Here is a 1,416-nt window from a genome sequence, read left to right as displayed (position 1 = left end):
GACTGGTTATAGATACCTACCCGCAAGGTTCTTGGCTGCACCTTGTCGGTAACGGGCTCTGCCTGATAGAAAGCCACGGACAACTGGCCCGAGGTAATGGTTGACACGCCTCCGCGCAGCACATCAATATCGACGGCCCTGACATCGCTCTTGCGTTTCTTGTGGATTTGCAGGACCGGTACCACCACTTCCTGTAACGACGCCCCGCCATGCACAAAGCGGCTACCCGCGCCTTTTACACGCAGGCGGTTGATGGATTTTGGTATCAACACCTCCATATCCCCGGACAGCCCCAACGCTTCCGGCTCGAAAGCACGCATACCTTTCTGCTTACCCAAATGATGTCCCAGCACGAAACGGCGATTCAGATAGGAAACATCCTTCCCCTTGGCGAATATTTCAACAAACTCACTCTCATCCAGCGCATGATCCTGATAGATAAACCCATGGTCTGCTGTCAGCAGCATATTATTGGCGTTGTTACCCGCCAGTTTCTTGAGCAGCTTTACCAGCTCTTCCAGGGTTTCCTCCACAGCCAGAAATGCCCGCTCTTCACTGTCACTGGCATCGCCCGTCTTGTCGATGATGTTCTGATAGATATAGAACACATCATGTTCACGAATCAGTGAACGGCATTCTTCCCGGTTCATTTGCAGAAAATCTCTGGACTGTAATGCCACACTCCGGCAACCACAGCCGCTTTTCAGAATCTTGTCGCGGTTACTGGTGCCCGTGGAACTCTTGCCATCGATATAGGCCGTTGCTTTGCCATCGTCCTGTATCTCCAACTCCTGGTTGGGCAGCAAAGCCGCCATTCCCAGCTGGGTATAGCTGGGCAACATGGAAAGGACAGGCTCCAGTTTGGCATCGAAACGATCCTCCTTGCGTATCCGGCTGAGCAACTCATCACCAATTTCATACCGCAAGGCGTCAGAAATAATGACAAACACTTTCTTGTTCCTGCTCAGAAAAGGCTGCACCCAAGCACTGAAAAATTCCCGCTGCAGCCTGACAGGGCTGGCTGCCCATTTCTTCGCTGCATCCACCTGAGTCTGCCAGCGATCATTCAATGTCAGCAAATAGTTGTTTGAATACAGATCATTGATCTGCCTGGCCAGCTCAGAAGTCAGGGCCGCCTGGCCCGCTGATCGTATGTGAAAGACGAACTTGCGATAATGAAGATCCAGCCGATACCAACTCTGTGCATAACGCTGGATACCCTCTGCCAGGGAATCCATTTCCAGCGTTGCTTCAGCCAGACCATGGATAAACTGCGAGGCATAATCGATGGCCTGGTACAGATCCAGGTACTGCGCATACCAGTGCCCCTGACGGCGTTGCCGCACCCAGCGGGTAACATCTCCTGGTGTCACTGTGCGCGCAACCACTTCCTGCACCAGATCGCTGATAATCTTC

At 52.6% G+C, this 1,416-nt stretch carries 1 protein-coding gene; it reads right to left on the bottom strand.

Annotated features, from left to right (window positions below; translation table 11 throughout):
• Positions 1 to 1,416, bottom strand: a 1,416-nt coding sequence (pglZ, locus tag ACOCD2_RS19900) for a BREX-1 system phosphatase PglZ type A (protein WP_419625944.1), incomplete at both ends; no start/stop codon positions are given.

The sequence above is a fragment of the Thiolapillus sp. genome, from assembly GCF_048562965.1.
In the GTDB taxonomy this organism is placed as follows: domain Bacteria; phylum Pseudomonadota; class Gammaproteobacteria; order Chromatiales; family Chromatiaceae; genus Thiolapillus; species Thiolapillus brandeum_A.
Note: the sequence above shows the minus strand (reverse complement) of the source record. Positions and strands in the feature narration are given on the sequence as shown.